Annotated in this window: 22 protein-coding genes; 12 read left to right on the forward strand and 10 right to left on the reverse strand. The window is 65.3% G+C overall.

All coding sequences use genetic code 11. From position 1 onward, the window contains the following. Positions 1-22 precede the first annotated feature (22 nt). The 7 genes from LB551_RS03015 (at position 23) to LB551_RS03045 (ending at position 6,950) form a co-directional block, all read left to right on the forward strand. Entirely contained in the window at positions 23-1,108 is a 1,086-nt protein-coding gene (locus LB551_RS03015; RefSeq protein WP_224658151.1) for a D-alanine--D-alanine ligase family protein, read from the forward strand. 73 nt (positions 1,109-1,181) lie between these two features. Continuing rightward, positions 1,182-1,604: a VOC family protein gene (locus tag LB551_RS03020; RefSeq protein ID WP_224658152.1), complete on the forward strand. Its 423-nt coding sequence runs from the start codon at positions 1,182-1,184 to the stop codon at positions 1,602-1,604. Positions 1,605-1,810: 206 nt separating this feature from the next. Then, positions 1,811-2,170: an SPW repeat protein gene (locus LB551_RS03025; RefSeq protein WP_140552204.1), complete on the forward strand. Its 360-nt coding sequence runs from the start codon at positions 1,811-1,813 to the stop codon at positions 2,168-2,170. 178 nt (positions 2,171-2,348) lie between these two features. Further along, positions 2,349-3,722, forward strand: a complete 1,374-nt coding sequence (locus tag LB551_RS03030; RefSeq protein WP_224658153.1) for an NfeD family protein — start codon at positions 2,349-2,351, stop codon at positions 3,720-3,722. Then, entirely contained in the window at positions 3,719-4,483 is a 765-nt protein-coding gene (locus LB551_RS03035) for a slipin family protein (protein WP_224658154.1), read from the forward strand. Before LB551_RS03030 ends, LB551_RS03035 begins: the two co-directional genes overlap by 4 nt. Positions 4,484-4,809: 326 nt before the next feature. Further along, the gene (locus LB551_RS03040; protein ID WP_224658155.1) at positions 4,810-5,802 is read left to right on the forward strand and encodes a sterol desaturase family protein; all 993 of its coding nucleotides are present in this window, start codon (positions 4,810-4,812) and stop codon (positions 5,800-5,802) included. Beyond that, entirely contained in the window at positions 5,799-6,950 is a 1,152-nt protein-coding gene (locus LB551_RS03045; RefSeq protein WP_224658156.1) for a GNAT family N-acetyltransferase, read from the forward strand. The genes LB551_RS03040 and LB551_RS03045 overlap by 4 nt, the downstream gene beginning before the upstream one ends. A 72-nt stretch (positions 6,951-7,022) precedes the next feature. On the opposite strand, the gene LB551_RS03050 is transcribed toward LB551_RS03045, so the two are convergent. Both LB551_RS03050 and LB551_RS03055 read right to left on the reverse strand, forming a co-directional pair. Beyond that, positions 7,023-8,030 (reverse strand): aldo/keto reductase, encoded by a 1,008-nt coding sequence (locus LB551_RS03050; RefSeq protein ID WP_224658157.1) that lies wholly within the window; start codon positions 8,028-8,030, stop codon positions 7,023-7,025. 145 nt (positions 8,031-8,175) lie between these two features. Beyond that, positions 8,176-8,466 (reverse strand): hypothetical protein, encoded by a 291-nt coding sequence (locus LB551_RS03055; RefSeq protein WP_224658158.1) that lies wholly within the window; start codon positions 8,464-8,466, stop codon positions 8,176-8,178. Positions 8,467-8,723: 257 nt separating this feature from the next. Here LB551_RS03055 and LB551_RS03060 point away from each other — a divergent pair, with 257 nt between their 5' ends. Beyond that, positions 8,724-8,969 carry a hypothetical protein gene (locus LB551_RS03060; protein ID WP_140499998.1) on the forward strand — a complete coding sequence of 82 codons (246 nt, stop codon included), beginning with the start codon at positions 8,724-8,726 and terminating at the stop codon, positions 8,967-8,969. Between the two features lie 285 nt (positions 8,970-9,254). Next, positions 9,255-10,319, forward strand: coding sequence for a sensor histidine kinase (locus LB551_RS03065; RefSeq protein ID WP_224658159.1), 1,065 nt, complete (start codon positions 9,255-9,257; stop codon positions 10,317-10,319). Positions 10,320-10,366: 47 nt separating this feature from the next. On the opposite strand, the gene LB551_RS03070 is transcribed toward LB551_RS03065, so the two are convergent. The 4 genes from LB551_RS03070 to LB551_RS03085 all read right to left on the reverse strand — a co-directional run bounded on the left by LB551_RS03070 (position 10,367) and on the right by LB551_RS03085 (position 12,767). Further along, positions 10,367-10,573, reverse strand: coding sequence for a hypothetical protein (locus tag LB551_RS03070; protein ID WP_140552196.1), 207 nt, complete (start codon positions 10,571-10,573; stop codon positions 10,367-10,369). A 110-nt stretch (positions 10,574-10,683) separates the two neighbouring features. After that, positions 10,684-10,974: a hypothetical protein gene (locus LB551_RS03075; RefSeq protein ID WP_140521515.1), complete on the reverse strand. Its 291-nt coding sequence runs from the start codon at positions 10,972-10,974 to the stop codon at positions 10,684-10,686. Between the two features lie 405 nt (positions 10,975-11,379). Next, positions 11,380-11,694: a plasmid stabilization protein gene (locus tag LB551_RS03080; protein ID WP_140515975.1), complete on the reverse strand. Its 315-nt coding sequence runs from the start codon at positions 11,692-11,694 to the stop codon at positions 11,380-11,382. 140 nt (positions 11,695-11,834) lie between these two features. Beyond that, positions 11,835-12,767 carry an alpha/beta fold hydrolase gene (locus LB551_RS03085; RefSeq protein WP_224658160.1) on the reverse strand — a complete coding sequence of 311 codons (933 nt, stop codon included), beginning with the start codon at positions 12,765-12,767 and terminating at the stop codon, positions 11,835-11,837. A 116-nt stretch (positions 12,768-12,883) separates the two neighbouring features. Here LB551_RS03085 and LB551_RS03090 point away from each other — a divergent pair, with 116 nt between their 5' ends. Next, a complete protein-coding gene (locus LB551_RS03090; RefSeq protein ID WP_224658161.1) occupies positions 12,884-13,861 on the forward strand; it encodes an SDR family oxidoreductase in 978 nt (325 codons plus the stop codon). 67 nt (positions 13,862-13,928) lie between these two features. Continuing rightward, a complete protein-coding gene (locus tag LB551_RS03095) occupies positions 13,929-14,225 on the forward strand; it encodes a hypothetical protein (protein ID WP_140499986.1) in 297 nt (98 codons plus the stop codon). A gap of 60 nt (positions 14,226-14,285) precedes the next feature. Here the strand turns inward: LB551_RS03095 and LB551_RS03100 are convergent, their stop codons facing one another. From LB551_RS03100 to LB551_RS03110, 3 genes are all read right to left on the reverse strand, one after another. Then, complete coding sequence (locus LB551_RS03100; RefSeq protein ID WP_140499984.1) at positions 14,286-14,537, reverse strand: DUF982 domain-containing protein; 252 nt, start codon at positions 14,535-14,537, stop codon at positions 14,286-14,288. Positions 14,538-14,624: 87 nt separating this feature from the next. After that, positions 14,625-15,068, reverse strand: a complete 444-nt coding sequence (locus tag LB551_RS03105) for a GFA family protein (protein ID WP_140552191.1) — start codon at positions 15,066-15,068, stop codon at positions 14,625-14,627. 84 nt (positions 15,069-15,152) lie between these two features. Further along, positions 15,153-15,332 carry a DUF3606 domain-containing protein gene (locus LB551_RS03110; RefSeq protein WP_115144153.1) on the reverse strand — a complete coding sequence of 60 codons (180 nt, stop codon included), beginning with the start codon at positions 15,330-15,332 and terminating at the stop codon, positions 15,153-15,155. A 390-nt stretch (positions 15,333-15,722) separates the two neighbouring features. Between LB551_RS03110 and LB551_RS03115 the strand changes: the two genes are divergently transcribed. Then, a complete protein-coding gene (locus tag LB551_RS03115) occupies positions 15,723-16,151 on the forward strand; it encodes a DoxX family protein (protein ID WP_140515969.1) in 429 nt (142 codons plus the stop codon). Here LB551_RS03115 and LB551_RS03120 read toward each other — a convergent pair whose 3' ends face one another. Beyond that, complete coding sequence (locus tag LB551_RS03120; RefSeq protein WP_140552190.1) at positions 16,152-16,457, reverse strand: hypothetical protein; 306 nt, start codon at positions 16,455-16,457, stop codon at positions 16,152-16,154. Positions 16,458-16,613 lie beyond the last annotated feature (156 nt).

Consider the following 16,613-nt stretch of genomic DNA (forward strand, 5'->3'; position numbering starts at 1 on the left):
CGATGAACGACAAGGCTTCTCGATGAACAACAAGATTAGGGTCGCCGTCCTCTATGGCGGGCGTTCGGCCGAGCACGACGTGTCGCGCCTTTCGGCCGCCAACGTGCTGAAGGCCATCGACCGGGCGCGTTACGAGGTCGTGCCGATCGCCATTTCCAGGGACGGTCGATGGCTGCTGCAATCTTCATCCGAAGCCGGTGGCGACGGGGCAGGGGCGCCGGCGTCGGAGGACGGGGTGGAGGTCGCGCTGCTGCCTGGCGGCGGAGGCCGGCTGGTGGCCGCACCGGGCGGCGGAGCAGAGTGCGACCTGGCGCCGGTCGACGTCGTCTTTCCCGTGCTGCACGGCCCCTTCGGCGAGGACGGCTCGGTGCAAGGCTATGCCGAGGTCGCCGACGTCGCCTATGTCGGCTGCGGCATTCTCGCCTCGGCCGCCGCCATGGACAAGGATGTCGCCAAGCGGCTGCTGCGCGAGGCCGGGCTGCCTGTTGCTCGTTCCGTCACCGTGCATCGAAACGATGTCGGGCCGTTCCAGGAGATTGCCGGCGCGCTCGGCCTGCCTTTCTTCGCCAAGCCGGCGCGCCAGGGCTCGTCCTTCGGCGTCAGCAAGGTGAACGACCGGGACGGCTTCGAACGGGCCGTCGAGACGGCTTTCCGCTATGACGGCAAGGTCCTGATCGAAGAGTTCGTCGACGGCCGCGAGATCGAATGCTCGGTGCTGGAGGGGGCCGACGGAACGCTGACCGTATCGCTGCCCGGCGAGATCATCCCGGCCGGCAAGCACGGCTTCTACACCTATGAGGCCAAATATCTCGATGCCGACGGCGCCGTGGTGAACGTGCCCGCCGATGTCCCGGCCGCGGTCGCCGACCAGGCAAGGGAGATGGCGCGCCAAGCTTTCCAGGCGCTCGGCTGCGAGGCGATGGCGCGCGTCGACTTCTTCCTGCGCGCTGACGGCTCGCTGCTGGTCAACGAGGTCAACACGCTGCCCGGCTTCACCGACATCTCGATGTATGCCAAGGCGCTGGCGGCGATCGGCGTCGGCTACAGCCGGGTCATCGACGTGCTGATCGAGCACGCACTGGCGCGGCATGCCGCGCGAAACTCCTGACGTTCGGCGCGGCATTGACGGCGGATCACGCGAAGCTAGTTAGATTCGAGCCCTTGGCGAGAGGAGAGCTTGCATGGAAGAACTGCATCGCGGCCGGCTGATCGATCATATCCAGCTGGTGGTCAGGGACATCGCCGCCAGCCGCCGCTTCTACGAAGCAGTGTTTCGGGTGCTCGACATTCCGATCGGCGGCAGCGCTGCCGATTATTTCTGGGCCGACGAGCTTTTCATTTCCACCGCCGACAGTCGCGCGGCTCGGGGAGAGTTGACCGGTCGCCATCATCTGGCATTCCAGGCGAAGGACCGCGCCATGGTCGATGCGTTCTATAAGGCCGGGCTGGAAGGCGGCGGCAGGGACAATGGCGGGCCGGGCGAACGCCCGTACCACCCCGGCTACTACGCCGCTTTCCTTCTCGACCCCGACGGCAACAACATCGAAGCGGTTCATCACGGGGCGGCCAACCGCAGTGCCGCCTCGGTGAAGATCACGTTCTAGAATGCGCCGGCAAGAGGCGGGCGGTTTTGCTTGATGCGGCCGGTCCCGGCTTGATCCTGATCGGGCGGAGGGAGCTCGATCCACGCCAAGGCGGCCCGCCGCGGGGCGGGCCTTGAAGGCCATGTGAGGCATAGTTACATCAACCATCAAGCGTGCGTTGCACGCGAATACAACGCTTTGGCCAAGCTTCATCTATGGAGGTTGTCATGGCAAATACACTCATGGAAGGAAAGAAAGGCCAGGACTGGCTCAATCTGGTCCTTGCCGTCTGCCTGTTCATCTCACCCTGGATAATCGGCTTCGCTGCTGAAACCGCTCCCGCATGGAACGCCTGGATTATCGGCGTCGTGCTGGGCGCGGTGGCCGTGGCGGCGCTTGCCGCTTTCGCCGAGTGGGAGGAATGGGTAGGTGTCGTTCTCGGGCTCTGGCTGATCGTGTCGCCCTGGCTGCTCGGCTTCATGGCGAACACGCATGCGATGGCCACCCATGTCATTCTCGGCGTGCTGGTGGTTGCCGTATCGGGTTGGGCCGTCTGGGACGTCCGTCACCCGCACGCACATGCGTGACCGCTGACCAAGGATGGGGCCGGCGCGCAAGCGAGGCCCCTCCGGCTTTGAACGTCGGCCCCATTGCGTTTGCCGTCCGGCTGCGAAGAGCCGGACCGCTGGCTTGCAATCCTGAGGCCAGGCCATGGATTTCGACCAATCGAACGCCATATCCTGCATAGTCTAGGGAGTTTTGAGCGTGACCCTCGCGCGGATGGTGGTTCTGGCAGCGGCCTTCATGGTCGCCGCGGCCGCCAGTCAGTCTTCCGTGACTGCGGAGGCGAGGGAGAAGGTTGCGTTGCGCATCGTGATCGACGGCGCCATCGGCCCGGCGAGCGCCAGGCAGCTCAACGAAGCGCTGGCGAAAGCCGCCGAGCGGCACGCCGAAGCCGTCATCCTCGAGATCGATACACCGGGCGGGCTGGTCACCTCGATGCGCGAGATGATCGCCGATATCCTTGCCTCGCCGGTCCCCGTCATCGGCTATGTCGCGCCCGCCGGCGCGCATGCGGCAAGCGCCGGAACCTATATCCTTTATGCCACCCATGTCGCGGCGATGGCGCCCGGCACCAATCTGGGCGCCGCCACGCCGGTCGAGCTTGGCGGGCTGCCGTCCCTTCCCGGTGGCGATGAGAAGGAGAAGGGCGACCAGAAGAATGCCACCGGGCCTCCGGCCGGCGACGCGATGATGACCAAGGTGACGAACGACGCGGTCGCCTTGATCCGTTCGCTCGCCGAACTGCGCGGCCGCAATGCGGACTGGGGCGAAAAGGCCGTGCGCGAGGCGGCCAGCCTTTCCGCCAACGCGGCACTTCAGGCACATGTAGTCGACCTCGTCGCCCGCGACCCGGCCGAACTGCTCCAGCTTGCCGACGGCCGCACGGTCGAGGTGGCCGGCAAGCAACAGGTGCTGGCGACCAGGGGCCTGGCGGTCGAGACGCTCGATCCCGGCTGGCTGATCCAGCTCCTCGCCGTCATCACCGACCCCAATATCGCCGTCGTCCTGATGCTGGCCGGCGTCTACGGCCTCGTCTTCGAGTTCACCAGCCCAGGCGCGGTGGCGCCCGGCGTGATCGGCACCATCTGCCTGCTGCTGGGGCTCTATGCCCTCAATTTGCTGCCGATCAGCTATGCCGGCCTCGCCCTGATGCTGCTCGGCATCGCCTTCCTCGTCATCGAGGCCTTCAACCCGACCGTGGTGCTCGGGCTTGGTGGCGTGGCCGCCTTCCTGCTCGGGGCCGCCATGCTGCTCAAGGTCGAGGGTCCCGGCTTCGAGATGTCGTGGGCGCTCATCGGCGCCGCCGCGGCGCTGACGCTTGGCCTGGCGCTGCTGGCCGGCAGCTATCTGTGGAGGGCGCGCAGGAGCCTGCCGCGTGTCGGCGCGCAGGCCATGCACGGACAACCGGCCAGGATTCTCGACTGGTCGGGCAGCGAGGGCCATGTGCTCGCGCAGGGTGAGCGCTGGCGGGCGAAGGCCGATGAACCGCTCGCCCCCGGCGACAGCGTCGAGGTGGCCGATGTCCGGGATCTCGTGCTGACGGTCCGGCGCAGGAACAATGGAGCAAGGCAATGATCATCGGTTACGTCGCCTATCTGGTGCTCGCCCTCATCGTGCTGATCTTCCTGTCCTCCGCCGTTCGCATCCTGCGGGAATATGAGCGCGGCGTGGTCTTCACGCTCGGCCGCTTCACCGGGGTGAAGGGCCCCGGCCTCATCCTCCTCGTCCCCTTCGTCCAGCAGATGGTGCGGGTCGACCTGCGCGTGGTGGTCCAGGACGTGCCGCCGCAGGACGTGATCTCGCGCGACAACGTCTCGGTGAAGGTGAACGCGGTGCTGTATTTCCGCATCGTCGACGCCGAGCGGGCCGTCATCCAGGTCGAGGACTTCATGGCCGCGACAAACCAGCTGGCGCAGACAACGTTGCGTTCGGTTCTCGGCAAGCACGAACTCGACGAGATGCTGGCCGAGCGCGACAAGTTGAACAGCGACATCCAGGAGATCCTGGACCAGCGAACCGACGCATGGGGCATCAAGGTGTCCAATGTCGAGATCAAGCATGTCGACCTCAACGAGAATATGGTCCGCGCCATCGCCAAGCAGGCCGAGGCTGAAAGGCTGCGGCGCGCGAAGGTGATCAATGCCGATGGCGAGCAGCAGGCGGCGGCAAAGCTGGTCGAGGCCGGCAAGATGCTGGCGCAGGAGCCGCAGGCCATGCAACTGCGCTATTTCGAGGCGCTGCACGACATCGCCGGCGAGCGCTCGTCGACGGTGGTGTTTCCGCTGCCGATGGACCTGCTCACGATCTTCAACAGGCAGCCGGGCGCCGGGAAATAAGCCTGGGAGGGGCTTGGCAGCCTGGCCGCGGGCCCGCGAGCTCGGGACCGGCACGATCACCCGCGATTCCCCGAAGTTGCGATCTCCACGCCAGGGGCGCTGCCGGTCGTTTGCTGTCAATTTTAGGAGTTTTATTCAGAATTCGGCAATATATAGCGGGCTTTTTAGCGGATTCATTGTTTTTAATCAGCTTAAGCTTTCGCTATGAATTCTCGACTAGGGTGAAGGCGAAATGATCGAGAGCCTGACGGCGTGCCGGCTTGCCCGGCCAGTCAGGTAACTCGCTTCCTACAAGTCAAGCTTCGGTTGCATAAATGAGTGGGCCCATGTCGATTGCCGGCATCATCGAAAGGATCCTGGACAAGTTGTCCGGCTCCAGCCTGCTTGCGGCCGGCCTTTTGCTGCTGACCGCGCTGGGCAGCGCCCTGATCGCCTATTGGCGGACGGCGGAGCGCAAGAGCTTCAGGGAATTCTTCGATTTCGTCTTCCCCAACGAGATCGTCACGCATCCCTCCGCGCGGGCGGACCTGCTTTTCTGGATCACCCGCAAGGCGATTATGCCCTTCCTTATGCTGCCCGCGGGTGTGACCTTCGTCGTCGGCGTCGGCTACGCGACGAATCGGACACTGGCGGCACTCCTCCAAATCGAGCCGCCGCTGTTGCCGGGACCGCCGGGAGCGGTGACGATCGTCATCTTCACGGTGACGATGCTGATCGCCTACGACATATCCTATTACCTCTACCATGTGGCCCAGCACCGCTTCCCGTTCCTGTGGGAGCTGCACAAGGTGCATCACTCGGCGGAGGTGATGGTCGGGATCACCAAGGACAGGGTTCATCCCCTCGACGAGCTCATGAACCGCGCCTGGGACGGCGTCATACCCGGGATCTGCTTCGGCATCTGGACCCTTTTGTCGCTCAACCTCGTCGAAGTGACGATCTTCGGCGTCAACGTCTACGTCATGCGCAATATCCTGATGATGGATTTCGTCAGGCATACCCACTTCAAGATTTCGTTCGGGCCGCTCAACAACATCGTGCTGTGCCCGCATTGGCACCAATTGCACCACAGCGTCGATCCCAGGCATTACGACAAGAATTTCGGCCTGCTGTTCTCGTTCTGGGACCGGCTGTTCGGAACATTGTGCGTGCCGAAGCCCGATGAGGATTTCAGGTTCGGATTGATGGAGCGCGGTGCGCGCGACTATCAATCCCTGTCCGGGCTTTACGTGCTGCCGCTCAAGAAGATGTGGGGGCACATCGCGCGGCGGTTCCGCCGCCGCGCTTCGTCCGAGGCGAGTCGGAGCCCGCAGCCATGAACGCTCACGCCACGATCGCGGGCTCGAAGGCGGGCGCGCTGGAGATCGTCACCTCCGAGGAGCGCCTTGCGTCGGTCGGGCCGGCCTGGACGGAGCTGTGGCGCCGGGCGGAGGGGCTGATCTTTCAAAGCCACGCCTGGGTCACGGCGTGGTGGCAGACGGCCCCGGACCGGGAGCTGCGCGGTCTCAGGATCGGCCTCCTCTGGAACGGTGACCGGCTCGACGCGGTCATCCCGCTGGCGACGCTGCGGCGCAAGGGCGTCAACGTCCTGGAATGGGCAGCCAAGGACCATAGCGACTATGGCGACGTGCTGGTCGCGCCGGATTGCGATCCGGCGGCGGTCATGGCGCTATGGCAGGAAATATCGGCCGCGGGCGGCTTCGACCTGGTCTATCTGAACCGCCTGCTGCCAGACGCCGCGATGCGCACGCTGCTCGCTCCCGCTTCGGCATCCAAGGTGGCGCTTCGTCCGAACCGCCGCAGCGAAACCAGCTTCAGGGTCGCCGGGCCATGGCGAACGGGCGCGGACTGGTTCGGGGAACAAACGAAGAAGATGCGCCAGAATTATCGCCGCGGCCGCAAATTCCTCGAGGAGGGCGGCGAAGTGCGGTTCCGCCTCATGTCGCCGGACGAGCCGATGCAGCCCGTCCTCGACAGGCTCGCCGAGTTCAAGCGCAAATGGCTCGCCGCGCGCGGGCACGAATCCAACCTGTTCGATGAGGGATCGCCGGCCCTGGCCGCGCTGGTCGCCGTGCTGGCCAGGGAAGGGCTCCTGCACGTCTTCGTGCTGGAGTGCGCCGGGATGGTGGTGGCGGTCTCGATCAATTTCGTCCAGCGCAACACGATGATGGCCTTCGTCACGACCTACGATCCGGATGTCGAACGGGCGTCCCCCGGCATGGTGCTGATGATGGACTACATCCAGTGGTCGATCGACAGGGGGCTGACGATGGTCGACTTCCTGTGCGGCGGCGAGGACTTCAAGCGGCGCTTCGCGACCCAGTCCGTGACGCTGGATTCGGTGCTGGGAACAAGGACCTTGCGCGGGACACTCGCCGCCCTGGCGGACCGGACCCTGCACGCCGGCAGGGAACTGCACCAGCGGTTGCGGCCCGATCCTCGCCAAAAGCCGGCACCGGTGGAATAGGCCCGATTCACGGCGACGTGCGAACCGAAATTTGACGCTGCTGGCAGGGCGGAACCTGCCCGAAACCGGCGCCTATCGGTCGATCATCACCATGGTGCGGTCGCCGTAGCGCGGGCCGGAGACCTTCCCCGGGGCCAACGCGTCGTCGAGCGCCGCCATCTCGGCGGCGTCAAGTTTCAGCGACGCGGCGGCGACATTTTCTTCCAGATATTTGATCCGCTTGGTGCCGGGGATCGGCACGATGTCGACACCGAAGACATTGCCTTTCTCCAGGAGCCAGGCCAGCGCGATCTGCCCTGGCTTGACGCCTTTGGCGACGGCGATGTCGCGGACTTTCGCGGCGGCCTCGATGTTGGCGTCATAGTTCGCGCCCTGGTAGCGCGGGTCGCCGCGGCGGTAGTCGCCTTCGGGATAGTCCTCGGCGCGCTTGGCGCCGCCGGTCAGGAAGCCGCGGCCGAGCGGTGAGAACGGCACCAGGCCGATGCCGGTTTGCCTCAGCAGGGGAATGATTTCCGGCTCGAGATTGCGCTCCCACAGCGAGTACTCGCTCTGCAGCGCCGAGACCGGAAACACGGCGTGCGCCCGCTGGATGTTGGCGACTCCCGCCTCCGACAGGCCGAAGAAGCGGACCTTGCCTTGTTTGACCAACTCGCCGACCGTGCCGGCGACATCCTCGGCCGGCACGGCCGGATCGACACGGTGCTGGTAGAGAAGGTCGATATGGTCGGTGGCGAGCCGCTTCAACGACCCTTCAACCGCCGCCCTGACGGTTTGCGGCCTGCTGTCGCGTTCGGTGCCGACCTGCCGGTCATTTTCGATGCGAAAGCCGAATTTGGTGGCGATGGTCACCTGGTCGCGCTTGCCCTTCAAGGCGCGGCCGAGCAGCGCCTCATTGGCGTAAGGGCCATACACCTCGGCGGTGTCGAGGAAGGTGCAGCCGAGTTCGATGGCGCGGTGCAGCGTGGCGATGGATTCGGCTTCGTCGGCCGGGCCGTAGGACTGGCTCATGCCCATGCAGCCGAGGCCGATGGCAGAGACCCGCAGCCCCTGGCTGCCGAGCTTGCGTGTATCGAGCGTCATGGCGTGTTCTCCGGAGGGGAATTCAAACACCATATAGCGCGCGCGCTCAATTTCCACAGGTCGGCCGCTTCCAGCGGGCTCGCCCGGCCACCGGAACCCTGATGCCGGTCGCCCGAAATGACTTAGCGCGTCGCCTCAAATCCGTTCAGACGAGGCGCTTCAGGGTAGGGGCCGGTCCGCCGGGACGGCCGTTGACATGAGCGTCCGGCAGGTGGTCGATCATGGTCAGGCCCTCGAATTCGATGGCGGCGCCAAGCAGTTGGGCCGCCGCCAGGACCAGGTGCTCGACGTCCTCGAGGGCAACGTTTTCGTCGAGGTTCCTGAGCCTGATCCGTTCGGCCACCGCGGTGATGTTGACGATGCCGTACGTCCTGAAAGCCGTGGTGACCGCGGATTGAACGTCATCGCGCAACCGCGTCGAGTAGTCATACCGCATGGAAACCTCCTGGACTGGTTTTGCCTTTGTAGCATGCGCCTCGCATCGGTGGCTGGCAAGCGAAAGTCTGAAAATAGTCGATATATATCAGTTGGTTAGCATGGTTACGCAAAGGCGCATCCGACGCTTTATAGCCATCATGAGCAGGATGGGCAGGTCGCCTATTTGTCGACCTTGACGTGTTAAGATCACTACCCTAATTATTAGTCGAATGAGACAGATACTCATTCACGTATTCGGTTGTGCGAGGAAGTGCCGTGACTGAACTGGAACGTCCTGAACGCTTGCAGGTCATGCTGACCGCCGACGAACTGGCGGCACTGGAGAACTGGCGCTTCGACAAGCGCATGCCGAGCCGCTCGGCCGCCGTCAGGGAGCTCTTGCGGCGTGGCCTCGCCTCGGACGGGTTCCTGGCGGCGGAGCAGGGCGTCAAGTCCCAGGACTTCGGACTGCTGTCCACCCCAGGCGGCAACGGCAATGTGGGCGACGGCCACTCTGATTAAGGTGCGGTGACATTCAGGTAGGCCGACTTGCAAGGACGGGTTCCGCGCCTCCGGTGCCCATCGACCCGAATGTCCCCTCCGTTACGGTTGCCGAAAACCCTTTTTGGTTTGCTTTCGCGCCCACCTTCGATGCCGGTCGGCTTGACCTTTGGGAATTGCCTTCCTCGATTATATTAGCCGGCGAGCTGGATTCGATGCCGTTGAAACGGGCAGGCCGCTTCAAGGTGATTGCCTTGTGCGGCCCGCGCGTTATCTAGTGGCGATAGGCTGACACCTGGCGGGGCAATGGCTGACATAGCAAGCGGTGAAAAACAGGAGGCAACAGCGGATGCGCAGCTGGCGGCGATTGTCGATTCCTCCTTCGACGCCATCATCAGCAAGGACCTGAACAGCATTATCAAAAGTTGGAATCAGGCGGCCGAACGCATGTTCGGCTACAGCGCGCAAGAAGCGGTGGGCCAGTCGATCCTGATACTCATCCCCGACCACCTCAAGAACGAGGAGACGGAAATTATCGCGAAGGTCCGCCGCGGCGAACGCCTGGCGAGCTACGAGACAACGCGAAAGCGCAAGGACGGCACCTTCATTGCCGTTTCGCTGACGGTGTCGCCGATCAGGAACGCCAGCGGCGACATCGTCGGCGCTTCGAAGATCGCCCGCGACATCAGCGCCAGCCGTGAGAACGAGCGCCGGATCAAGATGCTGATGCGGGAGGTCAACCACCGCGTCAAGAACCAGTTCGCGGTGATCCTGTCGATGGTCAGGGAAACCAGCAAGCGCTCGCAGGACCCGCGCGAGTTCGAGGAGATGATCCGCGCCCGCATCATGGCGCTGTCACGGTCGCACGATCTGCTGGTCACCTCGAACTGGGTGGGAGCCAGCCTGTTCGACCTGGTCCAGGAACATCTCAAACCGTTCGGCCGTGAGGAGCAGATACTGCTTTCGGGACCGCTGCTGACCTTGCAATCGAATGCGGTGCAGAATCTCGGCATGGCTTTCCACGAGCTTGGCACCAATTCGTCCAAGTATGGAGCGCTCGCCAGCGATTCCGGCCGGGTCGAGGTGACCTGGAGCATGGGCGACGACGCTCTGGCCGAACGTGAATTCCAACTTGTCTGGGAGGAGCGGTCGCCCCCCTATAGCGGCGGCGACGAGCGCGACGACACAACGCGCAAGGGGTTCGGCACCGTTGTCCTGCAAAGGGTGGCGCCGCAGTCGCTCGGCGGGTCCGCCGTGATCGAGCGCTCGCCCGGCTATTTCAGATGGACGCTGAATGCGCCGCTGGCGTCGATCATCGTCCCGCAGCACCCTATTGAAGACGCCGGCCAGACGATCGGCTTGGGCATCTGAAAGCTGCCGCCGTGGCCAAGGCGCTCCACATTTGTGGATTCAGGCGACTACAGGATGTTCGGCGTCACTTCGACGATGATCGCAGCCCCTTCGAGCGAACCGTCGGGCACATGCACGACACGCGAAACGCGCAGCTCCTGCGCGTTTCCGTCGACGGACAGCGAAACGCTCTCGCCGATCCGGGGCACGGCCTGGAACACGGCCTCGATGGATTGAGGCCGGTTGTCGATGGATACGCGGCAGTTGACGGTCATGGGCATCTCCTGTGGCGGCCGCCCCAGGCGTCAACGCGGGCCCCTCGGAATGGTTTCAGGCAGGGAGTGCGGCAATCTCCGAACATCGATGCCGGCGCCTGGCCGACCCGTCAATTCGGGAAATTGTTGACCGGCTCCTCGCAGCGGTAGACCGGACAGTGCCCGTCGCGGGCCGGGATATAGGCCGACATCGGTACTTCGGGCCAATCGCATTCATTGCCGAACTGCCTGACATAGCGGTCATAGGTGTTGGGGCCGGTGGTCAGCACGACGGCGCGGTGGCTCTGGATCATGGCGCGGATCTGCGCGCAGCTCATGGCGCGGCTGTCGGGCCGGGCTTCGGCCAGGCCGGTGGCGGCAAGCATGGCGGCCACGGTCGGCAACAGGATTCGAACGGACATGGCGGTCTCTCCAAGGCATGATCCGCAACGCCGGGCGGTTTGCGCCTGGCATGCCGGGGAGATTCGCATTTTGTCTGGCGGTTGCGCAACAGCCGGCGTCTTCTCTTGCGAGGGACGGCGCGTGCGCGCAACCAAATCGCGCCTCGCGCATTGCTGGGCATGCTCGGCAGGAAGCCCTACCAGACCCCGCGATGGCCGCCCGGGAACAGGGATCGCGAAACCATGTGCTGTTCGTTCTGCGGCGGCCGCGACCACGGCTACGAGGACTGTCCGCAAAGACCGCCGTCCAACAATCCGGCCGAACCCAACTTCGATGATCCGCCGGGCGACGACGACCTGGTCAAGGGCAGACCGGGCGATTGCAGGCAGGGCGCATAGGATTTCTCATTCCGGTCGCGCGGCCTGTCAATGGGCGTGCGCTTCGTTGCGCTTGCGGGTCGCGGCTGCCTTCCTGGCCGATGCCGACCGGCTTGCGGCCGAGCGCGAGGCGGAAGCCTTGCCGCCCTTTTCGCCGCCCTTGTGCGCGGCCGGGTGGCCGGTGTGCTTGCCGCGGCCGGAGCCGCCCTCCTTCTTGCCGCCGCCGTCATCCTTGTTGACGGTGGCCCAGGCGCGGCGCTCGGCTTCCTTCTCGGACACGCCGCGATGCTCGTAGCCTTCGGCGATATGGTCGGCCTTGCGCTCCTGCTTGTCGGTGTATTTCGATTTTTCTCCACGTGGCATGGTTCTGCTCCCGGTTTCATCGATGCCCCTGCAACTGCGCAGCCAAGGATGTGGTTCCAATTCCCTTGGCCCTGGCCGGCTGCGAAGCTTCCCGCTGAACCGCTCCAGACGTTAGTTGGACGCGATTCCCCAGGGAAGCGCTACGTACTCTTCCGGGCATTCGCCGGACGGGCGGCGGTCTCGGGGCCGGCGAAGAAAGCGCTTAATTCGGCGGCCGTTTGCGCGGGTGCTTCTTCGGGAAAGAAATGCCCGCCCTGAACCGCATGGCCGCGCAGGTCGCCGGCCCAGCCGCGCCACAAGGCCAGCGGTCCGCCTTCGCCGGCATACCATTCGGCGAGCGCGCCTTGCCCGCTCCACAGCGCCAGCACCGCGCAGGCGACGCGCCGGCCGGCGGCGCGGTCCGCATGGTCGTGCTCGCGATCGAGCGTCGCGGCCGCCCGGTACTCCTCGCAGATCGCATGGGCATGGGCGGGATCGCGCAGCGCCTCGACATAGGCTTGGCGCACGCCGGCGGGAAACGCCTTTGGTGACGAGCCCCAGCCGCCCAGGGCGTTGTCGACGATCGCGTCGGCCGCGCCCGCCATGAGCTTTTCCGGCAGCGGCTCCGGCTGCGCCAGCAACGACCACGGCCAATAGCCGAGCGCCAGCCTGGCATCGGCCCGGTCCCAGGCGTCGGCCGTGGGCACGATGTCGAGCACGGCAAGCTTTTCTATGCGGTCGGGATGGTCGAGCGCGAGGCGGTAGGCGACACGCCCGCCGCGATCATGGCCGGCGATCATGAAGCTGGAAAAGCCGAGCCCGGCCATCAGCGCCACCATGTCGCGGGCCATGGCGCGCTTGGCGTAAGGGGCGTGATCGGCGCTCGACGCGGGGCATGAACTGGCGCCGTAGCCGCGCAGGTCGGGGCATATGACGGTGAACCGGTCCGCCAGGCGTGGCGCCACGTCGCGCCACATCAGATGTGTCTGCGGAAAGCCGTGCAGCAAAAGCACGGCGGGTCCGTCGCCGGCGCGCCGGGCGAAGATGCGGGCATCGCCGCAGTCGACCTCGAGCGTCTGAAAACCTTCAAACATGATTGCCTCCGGCAGGCGAAACGGCGGCAGGATGCGAGCGGTTGCAATGCGCGCCTGCGAAAGCCGCCAACTTTTTCGGCCGACATGCGTTGTCCCTGCGAGCAAAGGAGACGACCATGCCGACCAGCACCCGGAGCGACAGTTCGAAAGCAACCAGCAAGCAGCGCAGCATCCAGCGCAAGGTCGACGCCAAGGACCGCGCCAAGGCAAAACCCAAGGCTGACGGCGCCATGCAGGCCGGCGCGCGAAAATATCCCGCACCGCCTTTTCCCGCCCAGCATCATGCCAAGCCCGGCGAGGAGTGGGCGATCGAGCCGGCGCCGCTTTACGACGCGCCGTTCTGGCGCGGTTCGGGAAAGCTGGAGGGCAAGGCGGCGTTGATCACCGGCGGCGATTCCGGCATCGGCCGGGCGGTGGCCGTGCTGTTCGCACGCGAAGGTGCCGACATCGCCATCGTCTATCTCAGCGAGGACCGCGACGCGGAGGCGACCAAGCAAGCGGTCGAGGCGGAGGGCCGCCGCTGCCTCGCCTTGCGCGGCGATGTCGGCAACCGCGCCTTCTGCACCAAGGCCGTGGCGAGGGCCGTGAAGGAACTGGGGCGGCTCGACGTGCTGGTCAACAATGCCGCCTTCCAGATCCATTCCACCGATTTCGCCGACCTGACCGAGGAGCATTTCGACACCACGCTGAAGACCAACCTCTACGGCTACTTCCATATGGCGCAAGAGGCGGTGGCGCATATGAAGCCGGGTTCGGCCATCATCAACACCGGTTCGGTCACCGGCATCGAGGGATCGAAGGACCTGGTCGACTATTCCATGACCAAGGGCGGCATCCATGCCTTCACCCGGGCGTTGTCGGGCAACCTCGTCGGCAAGGGCATCCGCGTCAACGCAGTGGCGCCGGGGCCGGTGTGGACGCCGCTCAATCCGTCGGAGAAGGAGGCGCAGGACGTGTCGCAGTTCGGCGCCAAGACCCCGATGAAGCGGCCCGCCCAGCCGGAGGAAATCGCGCCGGCCTATGTGTTCCTGGCCTCGCCGCAATGCTCCAGCTACATCACCGGCGAAATCCTGCCGATCGTCGGCGGCTATTGAGGCAAGCCTGTCGAAGGCAACCCATTGGCGGCCGGTGAGGGCGGCCCAACCCGCAAAGGAGGCCGAGATGAGACTTCTCGCCATCATGTCCGTCAGCCTGATGCTCGCCGCGCCCGCCGCGGCGCTGGCGCAGGCCGAGCAGCAGAACCCCGACAAGCAGGCGCCCAGCGAAAAATGCCGGGCCAAGCCCGACGGCAACCAGCAGCCGACCGACAACACGCTGACCGAGACGCTGAACGATTGCGGCGGCGTGCTGAAGCCGCCGCCGACAGGTGACCAGGGCATGGCCGCGCCGGCGCCCAACGAAGGCAAGACGCCGGTGATCAAACCGGGTGAAGTGCCGCCGCAGCCGCCGAAACAGTAGCCGGCGGCCTGCCGCGAGGCAGCTATCGGGTTCCGGACCGCCCCGTAAGGCGGCAGGCTGTCAGGATTTGCCGTTCCCGGGCAGGAATTCCGCCTCGCGCCCGGCATCGATCATGGCCCGCATCGCCTTCTCGGCCGGGGTCCAGCCATCGAGGGCATCGCGGCAACTGCGCCATGCGGCGCGGTAGCGCCGGCCATGCTTGCCGGGCCAGTCGCGCAGGCATTCCAGGCCTTCCCAGGCGCTGCGCACCACGCGCTCGCGGGCCGGTCCGACCTTCAGCCTGACCGGACGGGGAAAGAACTTGTCGTTCACGGCGATCTCCATTGAAACTGAGGCGCCCGATAACGCCGGCCGATGTCCCGGAGTTCCGTCGCGGCCGCTCAACTTTTCGACTAATTTTCAATCGCCGGGAACTGCGTCCGACAGCGGCCTCGGCGGCGGCGGGCCGGAAGCCTGCGCGGCGAGCCGGTCGTGCTCGAACTGCTCGGTGCCCGGCAAGGCATGCAGCCAGGATTCGCGCCGGCCGATCCACAATTCGTACTCCGGCATGAGATCGGTCGGCGCCACGTCGAGGCTGCCGATCATCACCTCGGCCTCGTCGTCGCTGAGCGAGGCGACACGGCTGCCGCAGGTCGGGCAGAAGCCGCGGCCGGCATAGGTGCCGAGGATGCCCGATGTCTCGAAAGCCTGGCGCGGCCAGATGGCGAAGGCGGCAAAGGCGGAGCCGCTGGTCTTGCGGCAATCCTTGCAGTGGCACAGACCCACCCGCAGGGGCGGACCGCTGACGGTGAACTGCACGCCGCCGCAAAGGCAGCTGCCGGTTCTGCGCGCGGTGTCGGGCATGGTCGTGGCCTCCAACCATTCGGTGCCGCAAATGCGCCCGGGGTCATGCCCCCGGGCAACGCTTCCAACGCCGGTCGCGCCGAGCTATCCGCGCGCGGCCATGTGGTTGTCGAGCTTCTTCCTCGAGGGCCCGTAGCGCTTGATGATGGTCTGGGCCTCGCTCTGCGGGATGCCGTATTTGCGGGCGAAAGCGGCAACCTCGTAGGTTTCCTCGCTCGAAACCAGTTTGCGATCCTGCTTGATCTTCGATTTGTCGTCCGCCATGCCGAGCCTCACTTTCCACCCCGGCGCGCCGCTGGCGCGGCGCGACCCTGCGGTCATACATAACAGCAATCGACGCCGCTGGTTCCATAGCGGCTTTTGCGCGCCTTGGCGATCACCGACCGGAATATCGGCTCCGCCGTCTCAGGCCGGCTCCAGGCGCATGGCGGCGAGCTACATCAGGGCCGATGTGGCCCACTCTATCAAGGAGCTGGCAAAGCGGAATCCGGTTTTGCGGCAGCGGCCCGATCGTGCGGGCGCGGCATCGGGAAAAAATTCGCCTGACATGTCGGATGCGCGGCGTGTGGCGCGTCCTAGGAGCAATTCCAGGAAAGCTCCGTAGGTTTCCATCCGGAATTGGGTAAAACAAGCAAACGAAACGGGAGAACAATCATGCCGTCGCCAACCGTCCAATCGCCGTGGCAGACCGCCGCCTTGCTCATAGCCCGCCTGATCTTCGCCGCCGTCTTCCTGATGGCGGTGACGTTCAAGTTCATGGGCATGGGCGCCACCGCCGGCTATATCGCCGCCGCCGGCTTTCCGTTTCCGCTGTTCCTGGCCTGGTGCGCGGCGATACTGGAGGTGCTGCTGGTGATCGCTTTCCTCACCGGCGCCTTCTTCACGCCGGCCGCACTGGTCGCGGCGGTTTACGTGCTGTTCCTCGGCTTCGCCTTCCACGGACCGAGCCACTGGGCCGGCAACCAGGCGGAATTCGGTTTCTTCGTCGACCATTTTTCCTTCCTGGCCGGGCTGCTGTTCGCCGCAGTGCACGGGCCGGGCCGCGTGCTTTCGCTCAATCCGGGATGGCCGGGCAGGGCGTAGCTACATCTGGTCGTTATAGGGTTCCTTCATCTGGCCGACCATGCGCGCCAGCTTCGAAAAGGACGGCATGTCGGCTTCCGGCTGGCACTGGTTGGCGAGCTCCAGCAGCCGGATCGGGAAATTGACGGCGTCGCGGCTCGACGCCGACATGCCCTCGGACCGCTCCTCGCTGGTTTCGCCGGCTTCGGCCTTGCGCAGGGCGATGTCGATCTCCTCCGATGTCAGCACGCCCTTCTTGACCAGGACGTGGTTGATCGAGGCGACGGCCATCAGCAGGCCCTCGAGTTGCAGGTTGGCGACGTTCATGGCGGTTGCTCCCATCGGTGAGGCGCGTCACGCTGAACAGGGCCCGTGCGACGCACTTGCAGGTATCGGCCTACGCATGTCGCCCAAAACCGAGGTCACTTTGAGGCGGCGTGCATAGGCGTTCAAAACGCGCGGGCATGCATTCGCGATCCGCGC

The sequence above is a fragment of the Mesorhizobium sp. BR1-1-2 genome, assembly GCF_020165435.1.
Lineage (GTDB): Bacteria > Pseudomonadota > Alphaproteobacteria > Rhizobiales > Rhizobiaceae > Mesorhizobium.

Bases quoted from the DNA above. Each gene is read 5' to 3' on its own strand.
- LB551_RS03015 (WP_224658151.1), top strand. From the start codon at position 23: ATGAACAACAAGATTAGGGTCGCCGTCCTCTATGGCGGGCGTTCGGCC.
- LB551_RS03020 (WP_224658152.1), top strand. From the start codon at position 1,182: ATGGAAGAACTGCATCGCGGCCGGCTGATCGATCATATCCAGCTGGTG.
- LB551_RS03025 (WP_140552204.1), top strand. From the start codon at position 1,811: ATGGCAAATACACTCATGGAAGGAAAGAAAGGCCAGGACTGGCTCAAT.
- LB551_RS03035 (WP_224658154.1), top strand. From the start codon at position 3,719: ATGATCATCGGTTACGTCGCCTATCTGGTGCTCGCCCTCATCGTGCTG.
- LB551_RS03040 (WP_224658155.1), top strand. From the start codon at position 4,810: ATGTCGATTGCCGGCATCATCGAAAGGATCCTGGACAAGTTGTCCGGC.
- LB551_RS03045 (WP_224658156.1), top strand. From the start codon at position 5,799: ATGAACGCTCACGCCACGATCGCGGGCTCGAAGGCGGGCGCGCTGGAG.
- LB551_RS03050 (WP_224658157.1), bottom strand. From the start codon at position 8,030: ATGACGCTCGATACACGCAAGCTCGGCAGCCAGGGGCTGCGGGTCTCT.
- LB551_RS03055 (WP_224658158.1), bottom strand. From the start codon at position 8,466: ATGCGGTATGACTACTCGACGCGGTTGCGCGATGACGTTCAATCCGCG.
- LB551_RS03065 (WP_224658159.1), top strand. From the start codon at position 9,255: ATGGCTGACATAGCAAGCGGTGAAAAACAGGAGGCAACAGCGGATGCG.
- LB551_RS03070 (WP_140552196.1), bottom strand. From the start codon at position 10,573: ATGACCGTCAACTGCCGCGTATCCATCGACAACCGGCCTCAATCCATC.
- LB551_RS03075 (WP_140521515.1), bottom strand. From the start codon at position 10,974: ATGTCCGTTCGAATCCTGTTGCCGACCGTGGCCGCCATGCTTGCCGCC.
- LB551_RS03080 (WP_140515975.1), bottom strand. From the start codon at position 11,694: ATGCCACGTGGAGAAAAATCGAAATACACCGACAAGCAGGAGCGCAAG.
- LB551_RS03085 (WP_224658160.1), bottom strand. From the start codon at position 12,767: ATGTTTGAAGGTTTTCAGACGCTCGAGGTCGACTGCGGCGATGCCCGC.
- LB551_RS03090 (WP_224658161.1), top strand. From the start codon at position 12,884: ATGCCGACCAGCACCCGGAGCGACAGTTCGAAAGCAACCAGCAAGCAG.
- LB551_RS03095 (WP_140499986.1), top strand. From the start codon at position 13,929: ATGAGACTTCTCGCCATCATGTCCGTCAGCCTGATGCTCGCCGCGCCC.
- LB551_RS03105 (WP_140552191.1), bottom strand. From the start codon at position 15,068: ATGCCCGACACCGCGCGCAGAACCGGCAGCTGCCTTTGCGGCGGCGTG.
- LB551_RS03110 (WP_115144153.1), bottom strand. From the start codon at position 15,332: ATGGCGGACGACAAATCGAAGATCAAGCAGGATCGCAAACTGGTTTCG.
- LB551_RS03115 (WP_140515969.1), top strand. From the start codon at position 15,723: ATGCCGTCGCCAACCGTCCAATCGCCGTGGCAGACCGCCGCCTTGCTC.
- LB551_RS03120 (WP_140552190.1), bottom strand. From the start codon at position 16,457: ATGAACGTCGCCAACCTGCAACTCGAGGGCCTGCTGATGGCCGTCGCC.